The 15,944-nt window shown below is 71.5% G+C and carries 18 protein-coding genes and 3 pseudogenes; 11 read left to right on the top strand and 10 right to left on the bottom strand.

Annotated elements, in window-relative coordinates; translation table 11 throughout:
• Positions 1-26: 26 nt before the first annotated feature.
• The 3 genes and pseudogenes from OJ254_RS29270 (at position 27) to argJ (ending at position 3,191) form a co-directional block, all read left to right on the top strand.
• The gene (locus OJ254_RS29270; RefSeq protein ID WP_265364790.1) at positions 27-203 is read left to right on the top strand and encodes a hypothetical protein; all 177 of its coding nucleotides are present in this window, start codon (positions 27-29) and stop codon (positions 201-203) included.
• Positions 200-1,864 carry an AMP-binding protein gene (locus OJ254_RS29265; protein WP_265364789.1) on the top strand — a complete coding sequence of 555 codons (1,665 nt, stop codon included), beginning with the start codon at positions 200-202 and terminating at the stop codon, positions 1,862-1,864. Before OJ254_RS29270 ends, OJ254_RS29265 begins: the two co-directional genes overlap by 4 nt.
• A 119-nt stretch (positions 1,865-1,983) precedes the next feature.
• Positions 1,984-3,191 (top strand): annotated as a pseudogene (gene argJ / locus OJ254_RS29260) (bifunctional glutamate N-acetyltransferase/amino-acid acetyltransferase ArgJ).
• Positions 3,192-3,215: 24 nt separating this feature from the next.
• Here the strand turns inward: argJ and OJ254_RS29255 are convergent.
• On the bottom strand, positions 3,216-3,731 hold the full coding sequence (locus OJ254_RS29255) for an NUDIX hydrolase (protein ID WP_265364788.1): 516 nt from the start codon (positions 3,729-3,731) through the stop codon (positions 3,216-3,218).
• A gap of 91 nt (positions 3,732-3,822) precedes the next feature.
• Here OJ254_RS29255 and OJ254_RS29250 point away from each other — a divergent pair, with 91 nt between their 5' ends.
• Positions 3,823-4,515 (top strand): alpha/beta fold hydrolase, encoded by a 693-nt coding sequence (locus tag OJ254_RS29250; protein ID WP_265364787.1) that lies wholly within the window; start codon positions 3,823-3,825, stop codon positions 4,513-4,515.
• Positions 4,516-4,585: 70 nt separating this feature from the next.
• On the opposite strand, the gene OJ254_RS29245 is transcribed toward OJ254_RS29250, so the two are convergent.
• The 3 genes and pseudogenes from OJ254_RS29245 to OJ254_RS29235 all read right to left on the bottom strand — a co-directional run bounded on the left by OJ254_RS29245 (position 4,586) and on the right by OJ254_RS29235 (position 6,188).
• Complete coding sequence (locus tag OJ254_RS29245) at positions 4,586-4,969, bottom strand: MmcQ/YjbR family DNA-binding protein (protein WP_261955008.1); 384 nt, start codon at positions 4,967-4,969, stop codon at positions 4,586-4,588.
• A 54-nt stretch (positions 4,970-5,023) separates the two neighbouring features.
• Positions 5,024-5,568: pseudogene (locus tag OJ254_RS29240) on the bottom strand (GNAT family N-acetyltransferase).
• Positions 5,565-6,188, bottom strand: a complete 624-nt coding sequence (locus tag OJ254_RS29235; protein ID WP_265365358.1) for a short chain dehydrogenase — start codon at positions 6,186-6,188, stop codon at positions 5,565-5,567. The pseudogene OJ254_RS29240 and the gene OJ254_RS29235 overlap by 4 nt, the downstream one beginning before the upstream one ends.
• A gap of 118 nt (positions 6,189-6,306) precedes the next feature.
• Here OJ254_RS29235 and OJ254_RS31240 point away from each other — a divergent pair, with 118 nt between their 5' ends.
• Positions 6,307-6,855 (top strand): helix-turn-helix domain-containing protein, encoded by a 549-nt coding sequence (locus OJ254_RS31240; RefSeq protein WP_341483750.1) that lies wholly within the window; start codon positions 6,307-6,309, stop codon positions 6,853-6,855.
• Positions 6,852-7,247, top strand: a complete 396-nt coding sequence (locus OJ254_RS31235) for an MmyB family transcriptional regulator (RefSeq protein WP_341483749.1) — start codon at positions 6,852-6,854, stop codon at positions 7,245-7,247. Before OJ254_RS31240 ends, OJ254_RS31235 begins: the two co-directional genes overlap by 4 nt.
• On the opposite strand, the gene OJ254_RS29225 is transcribed toward OJ254_RS31235, so the two are convergent.
• The 6 genes and pseudogenes from OJ254_RS29225 to OJ254_RS29200 all read right to left on the bottom strand — a co-directional run bounded on the left by OJ254_RS29225 (position 7,222) and on the right by OJ254_RS29200 (position 13,134).
• A complete protein-coding gene (locus OJ254_RS29225; RefSeq protein WP_265364786.1) occupies positions 7,222-7,959 on the bottom strand; it encodes a hypothetical protein in 738 nt (245 codons plus the stop codon). The two genes, OJ254_RS31235 and OJ254_RS29225, sit on opposite strands and share 26 nt — an antisense overlap.
• A 502-nt stretch (positions 7,960-8,461) precedes the next feature.
• The gene (locus OJ254_RS29220; RefSeq protein ID WP_265365357.1) at positions 8,462-9,919 is read right to left on the bottom strand and encodes a catalase; all 1,458 of its coding nucleotides are present in this window, start codon (positions 9,917-9,919) and stop codon (positions 8,462-8,464) included.
• 211 nt (positions 9,920-10,130) lie between these two features.
• Entirely contained in the window at positions 10,131-10,832 is a 702-nt protein-coding gene (locus OJ254_RS29215; RefSeq protein ID WP_265365356.1) for a thiamine pyrophosphate-dependent enzyme, read from the bottom strand.
• 228 nt (positions 10,833-11,060) lie between these two features.
• Positions 11,061-11,338, bottom strand: a pseudogene (locus OJ254_RS31230) (thiamine pyrophosphate-binding protein); the annotation flags it as partial.
• A 5-nt stretch (positions 11,339-11,343) separates the two neighbouring features.
• A complete protein-coding gene (locus OJ254_RS29205) occupies positions 11,344-12,240 on the bottom strand; it encodes a 2-hydroxy-3-oxopropionate reductase (RefSeq protein WP_265364785.1) in 897 nt (298 codons plus the stop codon).
• A gap of 54 nt (positions 12,241-12,294) precedes the next feature.
• The gene (locus tag OJ254_RS29200) at positions 12,295-13,134 is read right to left on the bottom strand and encodes a TIM barrel protein (protein ID WP_265364784.1); all 840 of its coding nucleotides are present in this window, start codon (positions 13,132-13,134) and stop codon (positions 12,295-12,297) included.
• Positions 13,135-13,270: 136 nt separating this feature from the next.
• On the opposite strand from OJ254_RS29200, the gene OJ254_RS29195 reads away from it, so the two are divergent.
• The 5 genes from OJ254_RS29195 (at position 13,271) to pucL (ending at position 15,935) form a co-directional block, all read left to right on the top strand.
• Positions 13,271-13,540, top strand: coding sequence for a YkoF family thiamine-binding protein (locus OJ254_RS29195; RefSeq protein WP_261955000.1), 270 nt, complete (start codon positions 13,271-13,273; stop codon positions 13,538-13,540).
• Positions 13,537-13,917, top strand: coding sequence for a helix-turn-helix domain-containing protein (locus tag OJ254_RS29190; RefSeq protein WP_261954999.1), 381 nt, complete (start codon positions 13,537-13,539; stop codon positions 13,915-13,917). Before OJ254_RS29195 ends, OJ254_RS29190 begins: the two co-directional genes overlap by 4 nt.
• Before the next feature lie 170 nt (positions 13,918-14,087).
• Complete coding sequence (gene uraD / locus OJ254_RS29185) at positions 14,088-14,609, top strand: 2-oxo-4-hydroxy-4-carboxy-5-ureidoimidazoline decarboxylase (protein WP_265364783.1); 522 nt, start codon at positions 14,088-14,090, stop codon at positions 14,607-14,609.
• A complete protein-coding gene (uraH, locus tag OJ254_RS29180) occupies positions 14,606-15,004 on the top strand; it encodes a hydroxyisourate hydrolase (protein WP_030415156.1) in 399 nt (132 codons plus the stop codon). The genes uraD and uraH overlap by 4 nt, the downstream gene beginning before the upstream one ends.
• Positions 15,005-15,011: 7 nt before the next feature.
• Positions 15,012-15,935: a factor-independent urate hydroxylase gene (gene pucL, locus OJ254_RS29175; protein WP_030814061.1), complete on the top strand. Its 924-nt coding sequence runs from the start codon at positions 15,012-15,014 to the stop codon at positions 15,933-15,935.
• The last annotated feature ends 9 nt before the right edge of the window (positions 15,936-15,944 follow it).

Raw genomic sequence — 15,944 nt, 5'->3', positions numbered from 1 at the left:
GTCCCCGCCCGAGATGCCCGGAGACCATGAAGGCGCTCTCCGGGCACTCCCGTGAAGTCCTGGCCCCCTACCAGCCCATCCGGCGACCGGAGTTCGCCGACCTGCCGAAGACCGTCCCCGGCACCCTCAGCCGCAGTGAACCGCCCGCGCGCACCGCGCCGGGCGACGGCGGTGCCGCGTACTGGGAGGAGAACCACCGATGAGCCCGTCGCACCAGGAGCTGTCGTACGCCAGCGGGGCCGCCGAGCGGCCGCTGCTCGGGCACACCATCGGCGCCGACCTGGCCCGCACCATCGCCCGGTGCGGTGACCGTGAGGCGCTGGTCGAGGTGGCCAGCGGCCGCCGCTGGACCTACGCCGAACTCGGCCGGGCGGTCGACGAGGTGGCGCTCGGCCTGCTCGCCAAGGGGGTCGGCAAGGGCGACCGGGTCGGCATCTGGGCGCCCAACTGCGCCGAATGGGTGCTCGTCCAGTACGCCACCGCCAAGATCGGCGCCATCCTCGTCAACGTCAACCCGGCCTACCGGGTGCACGAGTTGGCCTACGTCCTCCAGCAGGCCGGCATCACCGTCCTGGTCTCCGTGCCCCGGCACCGGACGAGCGACTACCGCCGGATGATCGAGCAGGTCCGCGCCGAGAGCCCGGCGCTGCGCGATGTGGTCTACATCGGCGACCCCACCTGGGGCGGGCTGCTGGCCGCCGGCGCCGGTGTCCCGCACACCCGGCTCGCCGAGTGCGAGAAGGCACTCACCGCGGACGACCCGGTCAACATCCAGTACACCTCGGGCACCACCGGCTTCCCCAAGGGCGCGACCCTCTCGCACCACAACATCCTCAACAACGGCTACTGGGTGGCCGAGACGCTCGGCTACACCGAAGCGGACCGGGTCTGTCTGCCGGTGCCCTTCTACCACTGCTTCGGCATGGTCATGGGCAACCTCGGCATCACCTCGCACGGCGGCTGCATCGTCATCCCGGCCCCCGCCTTCGACGCCGGCGCCACCCTGCAGGCCGTCCAGGACGAGCGCTGCACCTCGCTCTACGGCGTGCCCACCATGTTCATCGCCGAGCTCAACCACCCGGACTTCGCCGGCTACGACCTGACCTCCCTGCGCACCGGCATCATGGCGGGCTCACCCTGCCCCGAGGAGGTCATGAAGCGGGTGGTCTCCGAGATGCACATGGCCGAGGTCTCCATCTGCTACGGCATGACCGAGACCTCGCCGGTCTCCACCCAGACCCGCCGCGACGACGACCTGGAGCACCGCACCGCGACGGTGGGACGGGTGCTGCCGCACATCGAGGTCAAGGTCGTCGACCCGGCGAGCGGGGTGACCGTGCCGCGCGGCACCCCGGGTGAGCTGTGCACCCGCGGCTACAGCGTGATGCTCGGCTACTGGGAGGACCCCGAGCGCACCGACGAGGTCATCGACCCGGCCCGCTGGATGCACACCGGGGACCTCGCGGTGATGAACGACGACGGCTACGTCCGGATCGTCGGCCGCATCAAGGACATGATCATCAGGGGCGGTGAGAACGTCTACCCGCGGGAGATCGAGGAGTTCCTCTACACCCACCCCAAGATCGCCGACGTCCAGGTGGTCGGCGTCCCCGACGAGAAGTACGGCGAGGAGATCGCGGCCTGCGTCATCCTCCGCGATCCCCAGGACCCGCTCACCCGCGACGAGTTGGCCCGCTACTGCCGCTCCCGCCTGGCCCATTACAAGGTGCCGCGCTACCTGGTGATCCTCGACGCCTTCCCGATGACCGTCAGCGGCAAGGTCCGCAAGGTCGAACTGCGCGAACGGCTGGCGGAGGAAGTCGGGAAGGCGGCGGCGAAGGAGGCGGGGCAGGTGGCGCGCTGACGCACCGTCAGCCCTGAGTGCGTCGCCCGGGGCGGGTGGGGTCGTTCGGTGATCCAGGGGCCGTCCGGTGGTCCGTAAATCGCTGGACGGCCCCACCCCTCGACGTAAATATATGTGTCATGGCGAATATTCATACATCAGTGTCCGGAGGCGAGGCCGACGCCCTCTCCTGGCCGACCGGATTCCGTGCCTACACCGGGCACGGCGGACTGCGCGACCAGGGCGATGACATCTCGGTCGTCGCCTCGGACCGCCCGGCGGTCAGTGCCGCGATGTTCACCCGCAGCCTCTTCGCCGGACCCGCCGTGGTGCTCAGCCGCGCGCACGCCGCCGGGCGGGACCTGCGTGCCGTCACCACGCTCGCGCAGAACGCGAACGTCGCGACCGGGCGCCAGGGCGAGGCCAACGCCGCCGAAGTCGTCGGGCGGGTCGCCGCCCTCCTGGGCGTCGACGACCGTCACGTGCTCATCGGCTCCACCGGAGTCATCGGGCGCCCGCTGCCGATGGACACGATCCGCGCCCACTTCGACGCCGCCGCCGACCGCGGACCCGAAGCCTTCGGGCCGGGCCGCAGGACGTGGCCCGCGCCATGATGACCACCGACACCCGCCCGAAGACCGCCGTCCGTACGGTCGGCGCCGCGCGGATCGTCGGTGTCGCCAAGGGCGTCGGCATGCTGGAGCCCGACATGGCCACGATGCTGGCCTACCTCTTCACCGACGCCGAACTGCCGGCGGACGCCCTGGACGCGGCGCTGCGCACCGCCGTGGACCGGTCCTTCCACTGCCTGAGCGTCGACACCGACACCTCCACCTCCGACACCGTCGCGGTGCTCGCCAACGGCGCGGCCGGGCCGGTCGACCCCGCGGAGTTCACCGCGGCGCTCACCGAACTGTGCCTGGACCTCACCCGACAGCTCGCGAGCGACGGGGAGGGCGCGACCAAGCTCCTGCGCGTCACGGTCGGCCGGGCGCGGGACGAGGCCCAGGCCCGGCGCATCGCCAAGAGCGTGGTGAACTCGCCCCTGGTCAAGACGGCCGTACACGGCGCCGATCCCAACTGGGGCCGGGTGGTGATGGCCATCGGCAAGAACACCGAGGACCGCGATCGCGACATCACACCGGACCGCGTCACGGTCGCGTTCGGCGGCATCGAGGTGTATCCCGGGGAGCCCACACCGCAGACCCTCGACGCGCTCACCGACGCCATGCGGCAGCCCGAGGTCTCGATCACCATCACCCTCGGCCTCGGCACCGCGGAGGCGACCGTCTACGGCTGCGACCTGTCCGCCGGCTACGTCCGGGTCAACGCGGACTACACCACCTGAGCGGGGACCGGCCCTCCGGCCGGATCAGCCGTGGGGGACGTACCCCAGGCCGACCGGGGGAGGGGTCGGGGAAGGGGCGGGAGCGGTGCCCGGGGCGTGGCCGGCGGGGTCGCGCCACGGTGCGAGGACCTCGGGCAGCTGCGGCGGCCAGAGCGGGTCGGCGGTGGCGGCCAGCTCGGCCGGGGGCCACCAGCGCCAGCCCAGGATCCGGTCGTCCGCGTGCGCGGCCGCCACGCCCTCGGCGGGCTCCCGGCGCGGGCCGTGGGCGAGGTAGATGTGCTCGTGCTGCCGTACGGGCACGCCCGCCCTGGTGAAGTCGTGCTCCCAGGTGCACAGCAGCGGACCCGGCTCCAGGTCGGTCCAGCCGGTCTCCTCGGCCAGCTCGCGCAGGGCACCGGTGCGCGGCGCCTCCCCGGCGTCCAGCCCGCCACCGGGCATCGCCCAGTGCACACCGACCTCCTCGTTGTCGTAACGGAAGAGGAAGAGCGCGCCGTCCGGGTCGAGTACGGCGATCCGCGCGGCCTGCCGGGGAGTTCGCATCGGGGCAGCATAGGCGAGGCCCGTCGGCCGGACGGCGGTGGAACCGGAACCGCGGCACCGGATTGTCAGTGGGCACCGCTACGTTGCCGGCATGACCGCATTCGTATTGGTGGCAGGGGCGTGGCTCGGATCGTGGGCGTGGGAGGTGGCGGCGGAGCTACGGGCGGCCGGCCACGGCGTCCATCCCGTGACGCTGTCCGGCGTCGCCGAGAAGCAGGGCGTACCGGCCGGACAGCAGACGCACGTCCAGGACGTCGTCGACGAGATCGCACGGCGTGATCTGCGCGAGGTCGTCCTGGTGGGGCACAGCTACGCCGGCATACCGGTCGGCCAGGCCGCCGAGCGGATCGGTGACCGGCTGGCCCGTGTGGTGTTCGTCGACTCCAACGTCCCGGTGGACGGCGGGTCGTTCGTGTCCGCCTGGCCGAGCGGCCGCGCGATGGTGGAGGCGTCCATGGCCGAGACCGGAGGTTTCTGGGCACCCCTCACCGCGGCGGACTACGCGGGCCAGGGTCTCGACGACGCGCAGATCGCGCGGATCGTGAGCGGCTCGACCCCGCACCCGGGCGCCACGCTCATCGAGCCCGCTGTCCTCGCGCGCCCGCTCGGCGACCTGCCGGCGACATACGTCAAGTGCCTGCTGGACGGCCCCGAACCGAGCGACGAGGTGGCCGAGCTGCTGACGAGCGAGCACTGGCGGCTGGTCGAGCTGGACACCGGCCACTGGCCGATGTTCTCCCGGCCGCGGGAACTGGCGCGGATTCTGCTCGACGAGTGCCGATGAGTCACCGGGGCGTGCCGTGGCAGCCGACAAAGCGCCCCTCGCGTGGGCGAGTTCGCCCCTCGCGGGGCGTTCAGCGCCGTCGCGACTCTCCCGGCCAGTCGAGCAGCAGTCGCTGGGCCCGCGGCAGCGAGGCGACCACCAGGTCGTAGGAGTCCTCGATCATGTCGCGGACGAGTTGATCGGGCAGCGCTCCGGCCAGGGAAACGGTGTTCCAGTGCCGCTTGTTGAGGTGGTAGCCGGGCACCACCTCCGGATGGGCCGCCCGCAGCCGTTCGGCCAGCTCGGGGTCGCACTTGAGGCTCACGGTGAGCGGGGTGTCGGTGAGCGTCGTCAGCGCGAAGATCTTGCCGCCGACCTTGAAGGTGCAGACGTCCTGGTGGCGCGGGAAGGGGAACTCCTCGGTCGCGCCGTTGAAGGCCAGGCAGTGGTCCCGGAGCGCATTCGCGTCGATCATGCCCTCATTATGGGCGGGTGAGGTTTCCGGCCGCCCCGAGTGGCTGACGCACCGTCAGGTCAGCCGTTCGGCCGGCCGCACGCTCGGCTCGCGGCGCATGCACACCCGCGGCCAGCGGTCCAGACCCAGCGCCGCTTCCCGCGCCCGCACCGCCCTGAGCCCGGGGTCAGTTCGGCCCCGGTGAGCACCCGGAAGCCGAGGCGGGCGTAGTACGGCGCGTTCCACGGCACCTCGGCGAAGGTGGTCAGGGTCAGCGGCGCCGAGCCGCCGTCGCGCTCCGCCCGGTCGATGAGGGCCCGCCCGATGCCCCGACGGGAGTGATCCGGGTGCACCGACACCTGCTCGATGTGGGTGCACCCGTCGACCGGCTCCCAGAGGAGATAGCCGATCGGCCGCCCACGGTCGGAAGCGGCCCGCGCCTCCCCCTCGTACGCCGCCAGGGCCCGCCCCGCCTGCCGATACCTGGTCAGTTCGGCCAGCGAAGGCGGTTCATCGTCCGCCACCGGAGCCATGTCCAGGTGGCGGAAGGGCTCGCCGGCGGCGCGTTCCAGGGCGCGCAGCAGGGGCAACTCGGCGGACGACGGGGCAGCGATGATCACTCCGCCAGTGTCGCCGGTTCCGCCGGGCGCGGCGAACGGGTTTCCGCGGCCCGCGGGACGAGGGTGTCGAGGAGGTCGACGTACGCACGGGCCACCTCGTCCGCGGGCGTGCCCTCGGCCGGGTCCAGGCCGAGACCGGCGAGGGTCTCGGCGACCCAGCCGGGGCTGACCACGTCGAGCCGCAGTCCACGGGGGAGTTCGAGGGCCGCGGCCCGTACGAAGGCGTCCAGGCCGGCGTTGACCAGTGCGCCGAACGCGCCGCCCGGTGTCGGCTCGGCGAAGGTGCCGCTGGTCAGGATGACCGCGCCGCCGTCCCGCAGATGGTGCAGCGCACGCCGGACGAGGTGGACCTGGCCGAGGAGTTTGCCGTCCAGGCCGGTGGTGAACTCCTCGTCGGAGGGGGAGTCCAGGGGCGTCAGTTGGCCGCTCGCGGCGCAGCAGATCACGGCGTCCACGCCCCGCACGGTGGCGAAGAGCGCGTCGAGGGAGACCGGATCGGCCAGGTCGACCGGGACCGGGCCGCGGCGCGCGGCCCGCACGACCTCGTGTCCGCGGGCCGTCAGATGGCGGGCGACCGCACTGCCGAGCGTGCCGGTCGCACCGATGACGATGATCTTCAGAGGCATGGGCACGATGCTGCCGCGTCGCCGCGCGGCTACCCAGCCCCCTGTCGAGGGCAGGAATGCCGTTCCTACCCCTGTCAGGTGCAGGCTGCGCTCGCCCCGGCACACTGGACGGATGGATCCCCGGCGCACTGCACGCATCGATCACGGGCCGGACTTGGGGGAGTTCCTGCGGAGCCGGCGGGCGCGGCTCGCCCCGCAGGACGTCGGACTGCCGGACCACGGCGGTCGGCGGCGGGTGCCGGGGCTGCGCCGGGAGGAGCTGGCGCGGCTCGCCGGAATCAGCCCGGGCTACTACACCCGGCTGGAGCAGGGCGCCGCGGCCGCCGGCGCCTCGGACGCCGTCCTGGACGCGCTCGCCCGGGTGCTGCGGCTGGACGGGACCGAACGGCGGCATCTGTACGGACTGGCCCGCCCCGACGGCGGTGGCGGACCCGGCGCGGAAGCGGCCGCCGGGGAGCGGCTGCGGCCGTCCGTACGGAACATGATCGCGTCGCTGGGGGACACCCCGGCGCTGGTGCTGGGCCGGTTCGTGGACGTACTCGCCTGGAACCGGGCGGGGCATGCGCTGCTGGCCGGCACCTGCCGTTCGACGCCCCGGACGCCCCCGTTGCCACCCCGGGGACCCGCGACGCCACCGCGCGTCCGAACGTCGCGCGGATGATGTTCCTCGATCCGCACACCCGGGCGCTCCATGCGGACCGGGCGGCCAAGGCCCGCGACACGGTCGGCGATCTGCGGCTGATCGCCGGGCGGTGGCCGGACGCGCCACAACTCACCGGACTCATCGCCGAACTCCGGCGGAACAGCACGGAGTTCGAGGCGCTGTGGGCGGCACACCCGGTACGCGCCTGCGCCACCCACACCCGGGACTACCGTCACCCGGTCGTCGGTCCGCTCACGCTCGCCGATGAGTTGCTGACCCTGCCGGACGACCCGGGGCAGCGGGTGGTGATCTACCACGCCGAGCCGGGATCGGCGTCCGCCGGTGCGCTGCGGCGGCTCGTCGGCGGTGGTGCGGACGGCGGGTTCACGGCTGGGACGCGCCGTACCTGATCAGCTCGTCGGCCGGGTCGTTGACCGGCTGTGGGGTGCCCGTGAGGTCCATGACGAACAGCGGGATGTGCAGTTCGTCGGCGCGCGTCCGGGCGTCCCTGGCGTAGCCGGCGAGCGAGAAGAAGACCGCGATGGCCGAGTCGTTGAGGCCGTTGAGCCAGACGCACTCGATCTCGCGGAGCTGGGTGGCGCGGGTGGTCGGGTCGACCTGGGCCACCACACCGGTGCCCCGCAGGTCCACGCCGGCGGCGGTGCGTTCCTGGGCCCGGGCGACGTCGGCGTAGCCCAGCCACTTCAAGTACTGCTGGGCGGCGGTGACGCAGTCACGGGCGGTACGGATCGTCACCGGCCGGAAGGCCGGCCGCAGGATCGCGCGCCGGGTCTCGGCGGCGGGTCGGGCCTCGGCGGCCGGCCGCCCGGGCGAGGGGAAGTTCGGCGGGGGCGGGGTGGGCGCCGGGACGACCGGGACCCGGACCACCGTGCCGCACACGCAGCCGGACTCCGGCGCCGGCCATTCGTCGTGCCGCCCGCACACGTCGCAGCGCACCTCCACCCAGGACGCCTGCCAGGTGCGGTGGAGTATCTCGACCGGCACCCCGCCGCGCAGCACGGGCATGGTCAGCGGGGCACCGCATGCGCACGGGAAGGTGGGCGGGGTGAAAGCGTTCTCGCGGCGGCACGTGGGGCACCGCACCGGCACGCTGTCGGCCATGGTCGGCTCCTGGCGGTAGGGCGGCAGGCAGTCGGGTTCTGCTGCTGCCCCCATAGTCTCCGCAAAGAAGGGTGTCCCGTGGGCCGAATTACGGCGAGAGGGCGCGGGGCGGGAAGATTCCGCGGAGGAATCCCGGCGCACGCGGCGCGCACGGCGGCGCACGGCGGCGTACACAACGGAGCGGGTCGGGGCCCGGGCACGACACAGGGCCCGGGATCCGTGACCGTACGGATGCCGGGCCCTGTGCGGTGGTTCCCGTCCGACAGTGCGAGAGTTGGGCGCGACGGGACATCGCACCGCCGGACGGAGTCTGGGGGAGGGGTGGGAAGGGGAGCAGGCGGGCTCCGCGGTGCGGGGAGGTGGCTCGCCCTTCCCTATCGGGCGAGCACTGCCACCGCACTGGACTCCCGGTGACCGCGGAGCTCGCGCTACCTCTCCGTACCGGCCGACCACCCCTCAACGGGCCGGCCGGTACGGAGTGCGCAAGGAGGCTGACCTCCCGTCAGTCCTCGCGCAGCTCGCGGACCCTGGCCTCGACGCGCTTGCCGTACTCCTGGTCGGCGGCGTGGAAGTGGGCCAGGTTCTTCTCGATCACGTCGTCGCGGCTGACCTGGGAGAGACCGCCGGCGATGTTGTCCACCAGGCGCTTCTTCTCGTCCTCGGACATCAGGCGGTAGAGCTCACCGGCCTGGAAGAAGTGGTCGTCCTTGGTGTGCAGCGGCGCCTCGTGGGTGCCGGTGTGGCCGGAGACGGCGAACGGGGCGGAGAGCGCCTCGTTCGTCTGCGCCGGGCCGTCGTAGGAGTTCGGCTCGTAGTTCTTGGCGTGCCGGCCGTAGGCGTTGGTCGCCATCAGGCCGTCCCGGCCGTAGTTGTTGGCCTTGGTCGCCTTGGGGGCGTTCACCGGCAGCTGGGTGTGGTTGACGCCCAGGCGGTAGCGGTGGGCGTCGGCGTAGGCGAACAGCCGGCCCTGGAGCATCTTGTCCGGGGACGGGCCGATTCCGGGCACGAAGTTGTTCGGCGAGAAGGCGGACTGCTCGACCTCGGCGAAGACGTTGTCGGGGTTGCGGTCCAGGACCAGCCGGCCGACCCGCTGCAGCGGGTAGTCCGCGTGCGGCCACACCTTCGTCAGGTCGAACGGGTTGAAGCGGTAGCCGGCCGCCTCGGCCGCCGGCATGATCTGCACGTAGAGCGTCCAGGAGGGGTACACGCCCCGCTCGATGGACTGCAGCAGGTCGGTCTGGTGGCTGTTGGGGTCCTTGCCGGCCAGCTCGGCGCCCTGCTCGCTGCTCAGGCAGCGGATGCCCTGGTTGGTCTTGAAGTGGTACTTGACGAAGAAGGCCTCGCCCTCGGCGTTCGTCCACTGGTAGGTGTGCGAGCCGTAGCCGTTCATGTGGCGGTAGGAGGCCGGGATGCCGCGGTCGCCCATGAGCCAGGTGATCTGGTGGGTGGCCTCGGGGGCGTGCGCCCAGAAGTCCCAGACGTTGTCCGGCTCCTGCTTGCCCGTGAAGGGGTCGCGCTTCTGCGAGTGGATGAAGTCGGGGAACTTGATCGGGTCCTTGATGAAGAACACCGGGGTGTTGTTGCCGACGAGGTCGTAGTTACCCTCCTCGGTGTAGAACTTGAGGGCGAAGCCGCGCGGGTCGCGAGCCGCGTCCGGGCCGCCGAGGCTGTCGGCGACGGTCGAGAAACGGAGGAACGTCTCGGTCCGCTTGCCGACGGTGTTCAGGAAGTCGGCCCGGGTGAAGGCCGTGACGTCGTCGGTCACCTCGAAGTAGCCGTACGCGCCGGACCCACGGGCGTGCACGACGCGCTCCGGGATGCGCTCGCGGTTGAAGCGGGCGAGCTTCTCCAGCAGGTGCTGGTCCTGGAGGATGATCGGGCCGCCGACGCCGGCGGTGGCGGAGTTCTGGTTGTCGGCGACGGGGGCGCCAGCCTCCGTAGTGAGAAAGCGCGCCGTCAGCGTGGGCTTCGACATGGTGACCTTCCGTACGAGAGCGCGGAAGTTGACTTCCGCATGTCGGAGCGTAAGAAGAGCTCCGACCAAACGTCAACAGTTTGTTGAAACAAACCTGGGTGGGTATTCCGGGCGGCGGCCGCGCCTGGGCGCGACAGGACAGGTGTCAGCGCGGCCACCGCCCGGAAGTTCGGGATCCGGGCCCTCGGCGGGGTGCCTAGGGCCCGTGGGTGTACTCGTGCACCGGCTCGACGGCCGGGCCGCCGGGAAGGCGTACCGGGGGACCGGTCCGGACGTCGACGAGGACCGGCCGCCGGGTGGAGACGGCCTCCTTGCGGGCCCACTCGACCGCCGTGCGCAGCTCCGCCGGATCGACGACGTCGCGGCCCGCGCAGCCGTACGCCTCGGCGACCTTCACGGGGTCCGCGAAGTCCTCGCCGGCCCGGTCCGCAGTGTGCAGGAGCAGCACCATCGGGGCGTCGTACCGTGCCGCGGCCGCCAGCTCCCCGGACAGGGCCGGGAAACCGTCGCCGTCGAGGACCACGACGACCTCGGCGTCCCGCTCGCCCCTGCCGTCCAGGGCCTTGCGGACCCCGATCGCGGCCGGGACCTCCCAGCCGGGCGGACCGCCGCGGCCGTAGAGGTGCTGCAGCCGGGATCCGCCCGGGCCGGCGGTGGACGGTGCGGGCAGGGGGCCGCCGACCAGGTAGGTGGCCGGCGCGGTGGCCGGGTCGTGCCCGGTCCCGAAGACCGCGGCGAGCTCCGTGAGGAACCAGGGCGGCGCCCCGCGGACGGTACCGGGGTCGGCATGCCCACCACGGTCCGCCGTCAGGCCCGCGGGCGCCGCCGCCCTGGTCGGCGGGGCGGGCCACCGGCCGCCACCGGTCGCCCGCCCCGCGTCGGATGCGATCTCCGCCACGATCAGATCGGCCGGGACGTCGATCAGCACCGGGCCGGGAGGGCCCTCCCGCGCGATCCGGAAGGCCTCACGGAAAGCCCCCGGGACGCGCGCGGGATCCTCGATCCGCTCGGCCCGCTTGGTGACCGGAGCGGCCAGCCGGAGCAGGTCCGGCGGACGGTGGGCCGCCCGGCGCGGCGGCCCGGCGGCGGTCGGCCGGCCGGTGAGGCACACCAGCGGGACCGCGTCCTGCGCCGCCGCGTACAGCCCGGTGACCAGCCGGGCCGCTCCCGGCCCCGCGGCCACCGCCACGACCCGACCCGTCCGCTCGTCCGGGCCCAGCCGTCGGCCATGTGCACGGCGGCCTCGGCATCGCGCACCGGCAGGTGGGCGATACCGCCGGTCTCCGCCATCGCCGCGTACAGCGGGAGCAGCGGGCCACCGGGGCAGCCGAAGACGAGGTCGATGCCCTCGTCCCGGAGGATCTGCACGGCCGCCCGTGCGGCGGGGATCCGCTGTGCCGCCATGGACGTCAGGCCCCGGTGGGGTGTCCGGAGAGGCGTTCGACGCCGCGGAGGAGGGCGGAGTGGTCCAGGCCTCCGTCGCCCTGGGCGCGCAGGGAGGCGACGAGTTGGGCGACGACGGAGCCGACGGGCAGGGCGGCGCCGACGGTGCGGGCGGCGTCGGTGACGATGCCCATGTCCTTGTGGTGCAGGTCGATGCGGAAGCCGGGGGCGAAGTCGCGGGTTTTGAAGTTGTCCTTCTTGCGGGTCAGGACGGTGGAGCCGGCAAGGCCCCCGTTGAGGACGTCCAGGGCGGCACTGAGGTCGACGCCGGACTTCTCCAGGAAGACCACGGCTTCGGCGCAGGCCTGGATGTTGACGGCGACGATGAGCTGGTTGGCGGCCTTGACGGTCTGGCCGGAGCCGTGCGGTCCGCACAGCACGATGGTCTTGCCCAGGGCTTCGAGGAGGGGGCGGGCGGCGTCGAAGTCGGCCTGCTCACCGCCGACCATGATCGACAGGACGGCTTCGATGGCGCCGGCCTCGCCGCCGGAGACGGGGGCGTCCAGGACCCGGATGCCCTTCTCGCCGGCCGCGCGGGCCAGGTCGATGGAGGTCTGCGGGGTGATCGAGGACATGTCGATCAGCAGCGTGCCGCGCTTGGCGTTCTCCAGGATGCCGTCGGGGCCGTAGGCGATGGCCTCGACCTGCGGGGAGGCCGGGACCATGGTGATGACCACGTCCGCATCCTTGACGGCCTCGGCGATCGAGCCGGCCGCGGTGCCGCCGGCCTGGGCCAGCCGCTGGAGCTTGTCGGCCTCCAGGGTGTAGCCGGCCACGGTGTAGCCGGCCTTGATCAGGTTCTCGGCCATGGGCGAACCCATGATGCCCAGACCGATCCACGCGATCTTGGGAAGATTGCTCATCGGAATAACCTCTTTCACACTCAAAAATCGGGGGACAGCGAGCGGCGGACCCGGTTACGGGGCGGCGCGCAGCGGGGCCGGCAGCCAGGCGAACGACGACGCACTCGGGGTGTCGCCCGGCTTGTACTCCAGGCCGATCCAGCCGTCGTAGCCGGCCTTCTTCAGGCGGTCGAGCAGGGCGTCGAAGTCCAGCTCGCCGGTGCCGGGGGCGCCGCGGCCGGGGTTGTCCGCGATCTGGACGTGTGCCGTCTTGGCGGTGTGGCGGTCGATGACCTCGTCGAGGTCCTCGCCGTTCATCGACAGGTGGTACAGGTCCATCAGGAAGCGGGCGTTGTCCAACCCGGTGGCCGCGTTGACCGCGTCGACGACCTCGATCGCCTTCGGGGCGGAGACGATCGGGCACTTCGGCGACTCGGGGGCGTTGAGGGCCTCGATCAGCAGCGTGCCGTCGACCCCGGCCACCGCACGGGCCGCGAAGGCGAGGTTCTCCAGCGCCAGCCGGTCCTGCTCCTCGGGCGAGACGCCCTCGACGCGGTTGCCGTACAGGGCGTTGAACGTGGTGCACCCCAGCGACTGGGCGAACTCGATCGCGACGGGCACGTTCGCCCGGAACTTCTCCGACTCCTCGCCCGGGACGGACAGGGCGCCGCGGTCGGGGCCGGGCAGCTGTCCGGCGTAGAAGTTCAGGCCCACCAGGCGGGTGCCGGCGTCATTGAGGGCGTCGCGCAGCGCGTCCAGCTCTGCCTGCTCGGGGACCGGGGCGTCCACCCAGGGCCACCACAGCTCCACCGCCGTGAAACCCGCCGCCCGCGCGGCCGCCGGCCGCTCCAGCAACGGAAGCTCGGTGAACAGGATCGACAGATTGACGTTGAAGCGCGTGTCCGTGAAACCCATGAGGGCCGGCGCTCCTTCCGGATAGTGGAACTGTTTTTCTGCGTACTGGAACATTGCCCGTCGCGTTCGGAGGCTGTCAAGGGGGCTCCCGAGCAATTTCTGGTGAGTCGGGCCCGCCGCGCGTAGGTTGAGCGACGTGCGATTGAGAGTTGAGTTCACGACGGAGCCGTTCGACCTGGACGAGGCGCCGGCGCATGCGGTGGTGGCCCGCGAGATCGTCACGGGCGCCGAGCTGGACGCCGTCGACGTCGGCCCGTTCGGCAACACGGCCGAGGGCGAGGCGGATCAGGTGCTCGGTGCGGTGACCGCGCTGCTGCGGGAATCCCTGCGGGCCGGGGCCACCCGGGTCTCCCTGCAGGTCAATGTGATCGGGGATGCCGGGCAGGGCGAGGGGGGAACGTCGTGACCGAGCCCGCGGACCACCCGTTCGTCCAGGCGGTCAAGCCGCTGGTGGACGCGATGGGTGGACAGATGGTGGCGCCGGACCAGGCCCGCGGCGACGACGTCGTGCTGGCCTGGGAGGGGGAGGACCGGGTGGCCGTCCGGCTCCCGCACCTCTCGGATTCGCTCGACCACATCCTCGCCGAGCTCCAGCGCCGGCACGGCATGCCGCTGGCCGAGCTGGACCGCAAGACCAAGCAATCGGTGGTCCGGATACTGGAATCCCGGGGCGCCTTCTCGGTCCGACACGGCGTCGAGACCGTGGCGGGGGCCCTTGGCGTCAGCCGTTTCACCGTCTACAACTACTTGAACAGGGAGAACGCCGCGAAGGACGCCGACTGAGGCGAAGGGGCATGCGCCCCGCCCAGGCAGCCGGAGCCGCCGTCCCGTACCGCTGGACGGCGGCTTTTGTGTCGCCGAGTTTTCAACAAAGTGTTGACGGGATGTTGCCGGGGGTCTTAGCTGTTTCCAGCCAAGCAGAGCTGTCCAGCACCAGGCCACGGAGGCTTCCCGTGTCTTCGAGTACGACCCCGGCGCTCGCCCGGTTCAACACCTCCGACGACGGTACGGCCCGGTCCGTACTGCACGAGGTGTGCGCCAGCCGGGCATGGGGGAGCAAGATCCTCGCCCAGCGCCCCTACGCCACCACCGACGCCCTGTTCGCCGCCAGCGACGCCGCCATGGCGGAGCTGACCGCGGAGGACCTGGCCGAGGCGATGGCCGGGCACCCGCCCATCGGCCGGCCGAAGCCGGGCGACCCGACCTCGAACCGCGAGCAGAGCGGGATGGCCGGCGCCTCCGACGAGCTCAAGGCGGAAATGCTCGAACTCAACCTGGCCTACCAGGAGAAGTTCGGGCACGTCTTCCTGATCTGCGCCTCCGGTCGCACCGGGGAGCAGATGCGCGACGCGCTCCGTAACCGGATCGACAACTCGCCGGAACAGGAGCGGGAGATCGTGCGTGGGGAGCTCGGCAAGATCAACCGCATTCGCCTGACCCGTATCGCGGAAACCGCGGAAGGAGACGCAGCATGAGCAGCGAGACGGCTGCACAGACGTCGGTGTCCACGCACATCCTGGACACCAGCGTGGGCCGCCCCGCGGAGGGCGTCGCCCTCACGCTCTCGGTGCGCTCCGGCGGCGACGGTGCCTGGACCGCCCACGGCGCGTCCAAGACCGACGCGGACGGGCGCTGCAAGGACCTGCCGGCACTGCCGGAAGGCACCACCCACGTACGCATCGAATTCGAGACCGAGGCGTACTTCGTTTCCCACCAGCAAGCCGAGGAACAGCAGGACGCCCCCCGCGTAAGGGACAGCGGAGCTTTCTTCCCGGAGGTGGCAATCACCTTTGCCGTCAAGCCGGGCGAGCACTACCACGTACCGCTGCTGCTCAACCCGTTCGGCTACTCCGTATACCGAGGGAGCTAGCACCGACATGCCCACGATTCTCGGCCAGAACCAGTACGGCAAGGCGGAAAACCGCGTCGTCAAGATCACCCGCGACGGCGACACGCACCACATCAAGGACCTGAACGTCTCCGTCGCGCTCTCCGGCGACCTGGAGGAGGTCCACCTCTCCGGTTCCAACGCCCACTGCCTGCCCACCGACACGACCAAGAACACCGTGTACGCCTTTGCCAAGGAGTACGGGATCGAGTCGGCCGAGCAGTTCGGCATCCACCTGGCCCGGCACTTCGTGACCAGCCAGGAGCCGATCCACCGGGCCCGGATCCGCATCGAGGAGTACGCCTGGGAGCGGATCGAGACCTCCGACGCCAACTCCAAGTTCATCGGCTCGGACGAGGTCAAGCACTCCTTCGTCCGCAAGGGCCAGGAGACCCGGGTCACCGAGATCACCTACGACGGCGAGCAGTGGCAGGTCATCTCGGGTCTGAAGGACCTCGTGGTGATGAACTCCACCAACTCGGAGTTCTGGGGCTACATCAAGGACAAGTACACGACGCTGAAGGAGGCCTACGACCGCATCCTCGCCACTCAGGTGTCCGGCCGCTGGCGGTTCAACTGGACCGACGACGAGCAGCGGATGCCCAACTGGGAGCGTTCGTACGAGCAGGTGAAGAAGCACATGCTGCACGCCTTCGCCGAGACCTACAGCCTCTCGCTCCAGCAGACCCTGTACCAAATGGGGTCGCGCATCATCAACAACCGCTCCGAGATCGACGAGGTGCGGTTCTCGCTCCCGAACAAGCACCACTTCCTGGTGGACCTGGAGCCGTTCGGGCTCAAGAACGACAACGAGGTCTACTACGCGGCGGACCGCCCGTACGGCCTGATCGAAGCCACTGTTCTGCGCGACGGTGTCGAAGCCAAGATCCCGGTGGATCTGACGAACCTCTGAGGGCTTCAG

It is taken from the genome of Streptomyces endophytica, from assembly GCF_026153355.1.
GTDB lineage: Bacteria > Actinomycetota > Actinomycetes > Streptomycetales > Streptomycetaceae > Streptomyces > Streptomyces endophytica.
This window is presented reverse-complemented; position numbering and strand designations above follow the sequence as displayed.

Coding starts and splice junctions, on each gene's coding strand:
- OJ254_RS29270 (WP_265364790.1), top strand. CDS start 27: ATGAAGGCGCTCTCCGGGCACTCCCGTGAAGTCCTGGCCCCCTACCAG.
- OJ254_RS29255 (WP_265364788.1), bottom strand. CDS start 3,731: ATGCGAACTCCCCGGCAGGCCGCGCGGATCGCCGTACTCGACCCGGAC.
- OJ254_RS29200 (WP_265364784.1), bottom strand. CDS start 13,134: ATGGGTTTCACGGACACGCGCTTCAACGTCAATCTGTCGATCCTGTTC.
- OJ254_RS29245 (WP_261955008.1), bottom strand. CDS start 4,969: ATGATCGACGCGAATGCGCTCCGGGACCACTGCCTGGCCTTCAACGGC.
- OJ254_RS29205 (WP_265364785.1), bottom strand. CDS start 12,240: ATGAGCAATCTTCCCAAGATCGCGTGGATCGGTCTGGGCATCATGGGT.
- pucL (WP_030814061.1), top strand. CDS start 15,012: ATGCCCACGATTCTCGGCCAGAACCAGTACGGCAAGGCGGAAAACCGC.
- OJ254_RS29265 (WP_265364789.1), top strand. CDS start 200: ATGAGCCCGTCGCACCAGGAGCTGTCGTACGCCAGCGGGGCCGCCGAG.
- OJ254_RS31235 (WP_341483749.1), top strand. CDS start 6,852: ATGATGTTCCTCGATCCGCACACCCGGGCGCTCCATGCGGACCGGGCG.
- OJ254_RS29225 (WP_265364786.1), bottom strand. CDS start 7,959: ATGGCCGACAGCGTGCCGGTGCGGTGCCCCACGTGCCGCCGCGAGAAC.
- OJ254_RS29250 (WP_265364787.1), top strand. CDS start 3,823: ATGACCGCATTCGTATTGGTGGCAGGGGCGTGGCTCGGATCGTGGGCG.
- OJ254_RS31240 (WP_341483750.1), top strand. CDS start 6,307: ATGGATCCCCGGCGCACTGCACGCATCGATCACGGGCCGGACTTGGGG.
- uraH (WP_030415156.1), top strand. CDS start 14,606: ATGAGCAGCGAGACGGCTGCACAGACGTCGGTGTCCACGCACATCCTG.